6 protein-coding genes and 2 pseudogenes are annotated in these 8,108 nt (G+C 66.7%); 6 read left to right on the plus strand and 2 right to left on the minus strand.

Features of this window, described 5'->3' with window-relative positions:
• The 6 genes and pseudogenes from MLGJGCBP_RS52750 to MLGJGCBP_RS46430 form a co-directional block, all read left to right on the plus strand.
• Nucleotides 1-666, plus strand: a pseudogene (locus tag MLGJGCBP_RS52750) (hypothetical protein); the annotation flags it as partial.
• Nucleotides 663-1,538 (plus strand): hypothetical protein, encoded by an 876-nt coding sequence (locus MLGJGCBP_RS46410; RefSeq protein ID WP_236581350.1) that lies wholly within the window; start codon nucleotides 663-665, stop codon nucleotides 1,536-1,538. The pseudogene MLGJGCBP_RS52750 and the gene MLGJGCBP_RS46410, both read left to right, overlap by 4 nt.
• A 9-nt stretch (nucleotides 1,539-1,547) precedes the next feature.
• Nucleotides 1,548-3,494, plus strand: a complete 1,947-nt coding sequence (locus MLGJGCBP_RS46415) for a serine/threonine-protein kinase (protein ID WP_007297334.1) — start codon at nucleotides 1,548-1,550, stop codon at nucleotides 3,492-3,494.
• Between the two features lie 456 nt (nucleotides 3,495-3,950).
• Complete coding sequence (locus tag MLGJGCBP_RS46420) at nucleotides 3,951-4,139, plus strand: hypothetical protein (RefSeq protein ID WP_160098815.1); 189 nt, start codon at nucleotides 3,951-3,953, stop codon at nucleotides 4,137-4,139.
• 427 nt (nucleotides 4,140-4,566) lie between these two features.
• Entirely contained in the window at nucleotides 4,567-5,025 is a 459-nt protein-coding gene (locus tag MLGJGCBP_RS46425) for a tail fiber domain-containing protein (protein WP_236581347.1), read from the plus strand.
• Between the two features lie 825 nt (nucleotides 5,026-5,850).
• Nucleotides 5,851-6,822 carry a hypothetical protein gene (locus tag MLGJGCBP_RS46430; protein ID WP_236581346.1) on the plus strand — a complete coding sequence of 324 codons (972 nt, stop codon included), beginning with the start codon at nucleotides 5,851-5,853 and terminating at the stop codon, nucleotides 6,820-6,822.
• Between the two features lie 489 nt (nucleotides 6,823-7,311).
• Here the strand turns inward: MLGJGCBP_RS46430 and MLGJGCBP_RS46435 are convergent, their stop codons facing one another.
• Both MLGJGCBP_RS46435 and MLGJGCBP_RS53940 read right to left on the minus strand, forming a co-directional pair.
• A complete protein-coding gene (locus tag MLGJGCBP_RS46435) occupies nucleotides 7,312-7,797 on the minus strand; it encodes a hypothetical protein (protein WP_007297330.1) in 486 nt (161 codons plus the stop codon).
• 160 nt (nucleotides 7,798-7,957) lie between these two features.
• Nucleotides 7,958-8,108: pseudogene (locus MLGJGCBP_RS53940) on the minus strand (MFS transporter); the annotation flags it as partial.

The raw sequence follows: 8,108 nt of genomic DNA on the forward strand, positions 1-8,108 counted from the left end.
GAGGTGCCGGAGCTGTGCCCGCCGCCGATCATTGAGCCGGAGCCGTCGTGTCCGGAGGTGCCGGAGCTGTGCCCGCCGCCGATCATTGAGCCGGAGCCGTCGTGTCCGGAGGTGCCGGAGCTGTGCCCGCCACCGCAGATTGGCGGAGGAACACCACCCGAGGACGGTGGACCTGGAGAGGTTGGAACAACGCCCGGGTCGCCGGCACCGGACCCGCCGTTGCTCCCGGCGCCGCCGGCGTCGCTGCCGCTCCCGGCGAACGGTGACGCTCCTCCATCCGCCCCGGTGGAGGAGCCTGAGCAGGGACTGCAGCTCAGCAGCCCGGTTGTCGAGCCGGGTGGCGAGTTGACGGCGATGGGCCAGGGTTGCCCGTCCGGGTCGCTTGTCGGGATGTCGGTGGGCGGTGAATCGGCGGGGCAGGTCGTGGCGGACGGTGCCGGGGCGTTTGAGGCCCCGCTCGCGGCGGGGCCGGCCAGCGTCGGTCGCTACCAGGTGGAGGCCGACTGCGGACCAGTACTCACTGCGGCGTTCGACGTGGTACTCGTGAGCCAGGCCAGTGGGTCCACCTCGACACTGGTGATCATCGTGTTCTTTCTGCTGATGGGTCTGCTGATCTACCGGCGGCGTCTGCTGCCCGTACCCTCCACAACCGAGGAGGACAGATGAGACTCCGATGGATTGCGATGCTGGCCGTGGTGCTCGGCTCCCTGGGACTTTCCGCAGCACCCGCGGCCGCGGCGCAACCTGTGCTGATGTCCGCGACGATCAACGGTCAGGACATCGCGACAGCCGATCAAGAACACCCCGTTCGTCTCGACCCGCAGGGTTCTGCGGACGTGAGCGTCACGATCACCAACGACTCGACCGATCCCCTCAACGTCGGTGCGATACACCTCTCCGGGAATGTCCTCGGACTGAGTTTCTTCGCGTATCACACCTCGGTGGCGCTTACGGTGGAGACCGGGGCGACGGAGACCGTCACCTATGTGCTCGACCTGACGGGGTTGGACGGTCAGGCCACCGGCCTGATCAACGGCAATGTGGCCGTGATCGACGACAGCGGCGCGACCATCGCGGATCTGCCGACGGTCACCGATGTGCGAGGCTCCGTTGTATCTGTCTACGGCCTGTTCGGCCTGGCCTTGGCGATTTTGACCGTGTTGGCGATCGTCGATGTCGCGCTCGCGATCGGGAGGGGACGGCTACCGCTGAACCGGTGGCGGCGCGGGCTGCGCCTGTTGACGCCGGGCATCGGACTCGGATTGGTGCTCGTCTTCACCCTGTCGGTCGCGCGGGTCTGGGTGCCGACCACGGAACGGTGGATCACGGTTGCTGCGGCATTCGCGGTCGGGTTCTTCATCCTGGGCTACCTCACACCGACACCCGCGGAGGACGACGAGGACGACGACGAGGACATCCTGGACGAGGAGTATCTGCCCGATGACGTGAGAGACGACTCGCAGTCGGCGCAGCCACCCGCCACCCAGCGGACAGTTCCGGTCACCCGGCGAACCCTCACCGACCACGACGAGCGCTGAGGCACTCTGATGAGCACCGACACCGACTTGGTCAGTGAGTCGCTTCCCGCCTACGAGATCGGCGGGGAACTCGGCCGGGGCGGATGGGGTGTGGTGCTGTCCGGCAAACATCGGGCGCTCGGGCGTCCGGTTGCGATCAAACAGCTACCACCCTCGTTCGCCGCCGATCCCAATGTTCGCCGTCGGTTTACCGCCGAGGGCAGGTTGCTGGCCTCTCTCGACCACCCGCATGTGGTCCCTGTCTATGACTTTGTCGAGCACGACGGCCTCTGTCTGCTGGTCATGGAGCTGCTCCCCGGCGGAACGGTGTGGAGCACGTTCACCCGTGTCGGCTTCAATGCGCATTCCGCGGTCGCCGTCGCGCTCGCCTGCGCCGCGGGCCTCAAGGCCGCGCACGATCGGGGGATTCTGCACCGTGATGTGAAGCCCGAGAACCTGATGTTCGCCGCGTCGGGGGCGGTCAAGGTGACGGATTTCGGTATCGCCAAGGTGGTCGGGGGCGACGAGACGCTGGCGACGCGCGCCGGCGATGTTCTCGGCACACCGTCCTACATTGCACCCGAGCAGGCCCGCGGCCGAGAACTCTCACCGGCGACCGACGTCTATGCGCTGTCGACGATGCTCTACGAGCTCCTGGCCGGCGCGCTGCCGTTCCCGGAGGCGGGGGATGCGATGGCGCAGTTGTTCCAGCACGCATTCGACTCGCCGATACAGCTGCTCGATGTTGCGCCGATGGTTCCGGACCCGATCGCCGAGGTGGTGATGCGGGGGCTCGCCACCGATCCGGCCGATCGGTATCCCACGGCAGAGGACTTCGGGATCGCGCTGGCCGGGGCCTCCACCGGCCGATGGGGCCCGGGGTGGCTGGCCGCGGAGGGAATACCGGTGATGGGCGCCGACACCATCGTCACGGCGGCGGGCATCGGAATTGCGCCGTCGCCCACGCTCACCGAGGGAGGGCAGGGGGAGCATCCCTCCCTGCCGGTGACACGACCACTGGCGAAATCGTCGGCCCAAGAGTCGGAACCGTTCGCAACACCACCACCGACGACCGAACCGACGGCGACGCAACGACCGCCGCGCACCGAGTCCGGAGAGCCTCGCGCCACCGAACCCCCGCCACCCGTCGTTCGTCCGTCGATCACCGTGCACACCGCGGGAGTGCGTCTCGCCGACGTGTCCGACACCGACCTGGTGCCGGTGCGGACGGTGGTGGAGATCCCGCCGGCGCGGGTACCGCTGCTCATCGCTGCCGGCCTCGCCGTCGCCGCGATCGGCGTTGCCCTCCTCGGCCTGGGCGCACCGGTCGACGGTCAGACACCGCCACCGGGAAGGGTGAGCATCGCGGGAATCGATCCGGCGGTGGCAGAACCCGTCGTCGATCTGACCGAGCCGTTGACGGTGGCCATAGCCGGGCCCGTGCCCGCGGACACTGCATTCGTGACGCTCGGTGTGCTGGATCGGGAGGTGAAGACGCAGAGCGCGCCGCTTCTTCCGGCCCCTGACGGCGCGGTGGCGACCTTGCCCCCGCTCGGCGGAGGATACGTTGCGGCCGGCGAGTTCACCGGTGAGCTCTCGCTGATGCAAGCCGGTCAGGTCACCGACACCTGGCGGTTCCCGGTCGATACCACGCAGCCTGCCACGACGACCGCGGTCGCCGTCGGCGTCGCCGCCGTGTTCCTGTTTTCGATTGCCTACCTGGAGTCCTTCCTGCGGTCGCTGCGGCGCGGTCGACGCCGCATCTCCGGAACGATCGGTGTGCCGGTGAGCGCGGCCGCCCTGGCTGTCTCCGTCGTCGGCGCCGTCTGGGTTCTGCTGGGTCGCCAGCCCACCGTCACCACGTTGGTGGTGACGGTGTCGCTCGCGGCGGCAGCGGGGCTTGCCGCAGCTATCGGCGCGTCGCGTGTGGGCCGCCGGCGCCGCTATCGGCGGGCCGCCCGACGAACAGATAGGTGAGTGGTGCTGCTCAACCGCAGAGCAGCTGGTCGGGGAGAGCGAACGTCGGCGGCGCCACCCCGTCCGATGTCTACGGCGCGTTGCGCGAGGTGGAGACGCTGTCGCCGTCACGGTTCGTCTGGCGCTCTGCTGCGGGTACCGTGCCATGCTGGCGCAACCGAGCCGGTACAGACGATGAAATGTGTAACCGCGTAGGAGAATTGCGAGCGAAAATGCACTTCTCAGGCGCTGTCACATTGTTCGCGAACCGCGGCGATTCGAGCCTGTTGGCGGCTCTGCGGGTGGGGAGATCGCGGTCGGATAGGTGCCGGTCGGGCCGGCGGTCGCCTGCCCAGTGAACGTGGCCCAGACGGTGAAGCGGTCGGCAATAACGTGTCGGGGCGTCGGCCCGGTTGCAGTGCGGTACTTCCGGAGGTAATCGAGGCGGCAGCGGCATCGGTGCGGACTTACGGCGTCGTGGTCCCACACCCGCGCGCACCGACGGCGAGCGGTGCGTCCGCACCGGTACGGTCGGCGATCGAACCCGGCCGCCCGCTGACCGACGACGAGGTGGCGGTGCACGAAGTGTGGCGTTCCTGCTCACCGAAGTCCGGCAGCAAGCGGCGCCGGACGACGTCCACGCCCGCGAGCCACCTGGCTCTGTGACACCGGAGACGCATATCGCGGAAGCACCCTCCGGTTGGTCCTGCGGATGCCAAGCATGACGTCGAAGACGTGCAATCACCCCCTTCCGACGTTGTGGTCGACGGGAATACGTTGTCTACGAGACTGATCGAGTGATCGACCGGAAATCATACCGTCGAGAAGATCGGTGCTCACCGAAGGGTGAGTGTTTTCCCCCCTGATGATGATGGATTTCGGTGCGGTGGTGCCTCAAAGTTATAGGTGTCCAACCGAACCCGGATCCCCAATCAGGGGTTAGCGGAACAACTATCAAGGAGAATCATCATGCCATGGATCGTCTCGTACATCTTCTGGCTGCTGGGCATTCCCAGCGACGCAACCATCAAGCACGACGTCACGCCGCTCACTGATTGAGTGTGAGCAGGCTGTGACTCAGGTCTCCGACATCATGGACAACAACGCACGTGCTCAGCGCACACAGGGCCAATCACATCGGGAACCCAGCGTCGCAGCGCTTCCAGAGGCCCCCGGCCGGTGGATCGACACCGGCAGGGGGCGTCTGAGTGCCCGCTTGGCCGGCCGTTCCCGGCACCCGGTGATGTGGCTGTATTCCGCACTGACCCGGCGACGCGGGGTGAGCAGTACCCGGCCCGAACCGGTCGGCGTCAACGAGGTGCTCGAACGCGTCGTCGCACTGCCGGTGAGCATCTGGACCTACGGGTTCGACCACCACTCGGTTCGGCACATGGGCCCGATGGCCCAGGATTTCGCGGCCGCCTTCGGGCTCGGCTCCACGGACCGCCGGATCAACATGGTCGACGCCAACGGTGTGTGCATGGCCAGTATCCAGGCGCTGCACCGCCGGCTCGTCGAGCTGGAACTGGAGGTTGCTCAGCTGCGAGCCTGATCCGGTCCGGGAACAATTCCCGCAGGTGGCACGGCGGATCCTGGCAGGCCTCGCAGCAGCAACCATCTGGTCCTCGTCCGCATCACCACGTCCACGGCGGCGGTGGGACTGACATGAATTGGGCGTTTTGTCTGTGGGGGAGGGTGCCGCAGCGGGAGGGAGCGGGTAAAGGCATCGCCGGAGGAGCCGCCCGGCCGTGGTGCCCGGGAGAGCATTACCTCGGTGCCGAGCTCTCACCCCCGCACCGGCAGCGCATCAATGGGACTCGCTCCGTCCTTTTCTCGCGGCGTCTCCGAAACCGGTGGCGCGAAGGCGCTGTACCCGGTACGCGATCGGTTTCCAGACTGTTGGGTGGAGTGCGCGTCTCGGCGCGGGACCGGCAACGGGATCGCTCAGGATACCGGCGGGCTCAGCAGGCACATGCCCCACCGTAGTTGGTTCCGGGCTGCCGTCTCGGCGATATCAACAGGGAATTCGATTGCCCGTATGTGACAGTGACCGCGCCGAGCTGGACCTGTTCCACCAGACTTTCGAAGACCCCGTTCCTGTTCGGGCGAGGGTTATACGCGTTGATCGGCGCGGAATCCCTGACGGCTGTGGAAACGATGCCTTCGGCTCGAGTGACGGCACCCATATCTATCGGGTGATGCTTCTTGTGTGTCGATTCGACGGTCGCCGGTCGCAGCCCGTCGAAACGGATCTCGTTTGAGGCAACACATTTCAGGATTTCCAGGACCTTACGGGGGATTCCCCACAAGTCAGCAAGTCGATAGATGCCGGTTGGCAACTGTTCCGCCGGCACCTCCCTCTCGGAAAGGAAAGATCGTGACACTGTCATGGAAGATTGCATCTGCGATCGCAGTAGGCATTCTGGCGGTGACTGGATGCGGGCGCGAGGATGCGGGTACGGCCGTGCTGGACAGCCCCTCCGCCACCACGAGCCCGGAGGCACCCACGACGACCAAGAGCGTCGGCGTGACCAGGGCAGCGACGACGGACGCCGCATCCGGTCATGCCGTCGAGCGCGCAGTCGACAAAACGGGCTGGTACGGCGGGTTCAAGATCACCGTCGACGACGTGACGGCGACACCCGAGGGCGGTGGGACGACGGTGGACCTCGCGCTGTCCTACGAAAACCTGGTCGGCGTGAAGAACACCGCGCCCGACACGGGCTACCTCGAGGTGGACGGGGGAGAGGTGGTGGAGGCCACCTTTGACAACCCGAACATAGCGGGATTCGGGAAAGGAACGGGAACCGCGACGGCTTCGCTGACGAGCACGGACGAATCCGCCGACCTCGAGGAGATCCTGGACTCGTTGGTGCTGGTCTACGGCGAGCCGGACAGCAACACGACCCGGCTCCCCTTCGCCGCCGACGCAGATGTCGAAAGCCTGAAGCCGCGGGGCATTCCGGTGGGACAAACATTCAGCGACAAAGTTCGGATCGAGCTGAGCAAGGCGTTCCTCTGGCCGAGCTACCAGGCCGGAGAACAGAACAAGTACGAGCTGTGGACCGAAGTGTCCCTGACCTGCACCGAAGAATGCGCCCGGTTCGGCTACGGCGTCACTATCGCCAATTTCACCCTCACCTCCCCGAACGGCAAGTCCGTAAAAGCCGACTCCCGCAGCCCCTGGGCCACTAGTTCGATCAGCGATACCAGCCCGGTCGACCATCAGTGGCTGGTCTTCGTGATCGACGAGCCGGCAACGGGAATCTACACGTTCAACCTCACCATGAAGGCGATGTCGAACCAACCCGAGTACGCGGTGGACGCCACCACCACCATTACCCTGTGACTCCCGCCCAGCATGCGGACCGGACACAAAAGTGCTCCGCCCTGTTTGATGGAGACATCCAAGACCCGGGAGGATGATCCACATGGTCGCACACGGAAGTACCGCGACGAGCTGCGCGAACGCGCCACCCGGATGGCTATCGACGCTCGCAAAGACCCCGAGACCACTGGCCGGCGCCTACAAGCGCGTCGCTGACCAACTCGGGGTTCACCCCGATGCGGACGTGGGTCAAACGCGCCGAGATCGACGAGGGCCTGCGTCCGGGGACCACGAGTGACGATGCATCCCGACTCGCCGAACTCGAACGCGAAGTCACAGTGCTACGCCGAGCGAACTCGACCCTCACGCAGGCTTCGGCCTTCTTCGCGTCAATGGACCGCCACCACAGGTGAAGGTCGAGTTCATCGACCAGTTCAAAGGTGAACACGGCGTCCAGCCGATCTGCGACACATTGAAAGATACCGATGCCGCGATCGCGCCGAGCACCTACTACGCCGCCAAGAGACGGCCGGAATCGGCCGTTCGAACCGTGATCGGGAGTTGACGTGTCCGCAGCTCCACCGTGAGCAGCGTGCCGGCCTCACGACGCCGCAACCCGCTGGCGAACAACACCTCCGCGAACGCCGCGTCCCGCCCGTCGTTGCGGCCCCGCCCCGAGCCATCCGGGTGGCCGTCCGCGCCGTACCCGCGCAAACCGACGTCCCGACACAGCCGGAAAGCCCTGGGGATCAACCACTTCACGTTCGACGAACGCGCATCCGTGGGTGCCAACTCCGCAACCTGCACCGGCGCCCCGTCGCGCGTGCGCACCGCCCGCAACCGCACCGGAATGGCCGCCACATGCCCCCGGGCAGCGGCCCATTCGTAGAGCATGCGCAGCGCCGCCAGTTCCCGAACCCACTTCGCCCCGCCGATCCGCCGAACGTTGCCCCGCCCGCGCAGCCGCCAGTCTTCCCCGTCCTCCAGGTCCTCCACACGGGCGTGGTCCCAGCCGCGGCCGCGCCCACAGGCCCGTAAGGAGATGCCGAGCAATCTGGCTACCCTCCAGCAGCGTCTGGAAGCATCACCGGCACAGCCGAACTAGCGCGGACGGCACTCGGGGGCTGACCCGAGGCGCATTTTCCGGGTGAGGCGATCAACGCTTCGGCGCACGCTGCGTGCTGGTGCGGATGGGTTTGGGGTGGGTTTCGTACATGCGGGCGGCGACGGCGAGGGCGCAGGCGCCGCTGACGGCGGCGGCCGCCCAGACGGCGGCGTGCATGCCCATCAGGTCGGCGACGATGCCG

The organism is Rhodococcus sp. T7 (assembly GCF_009872365.1).
In the GTDB taxonomy this organism is placed as follows: Bacteria; Actinomycetota; Actinomycetes; order Mycobacteriales; family Mycobacteriaceae; genus Rhodococcus_F.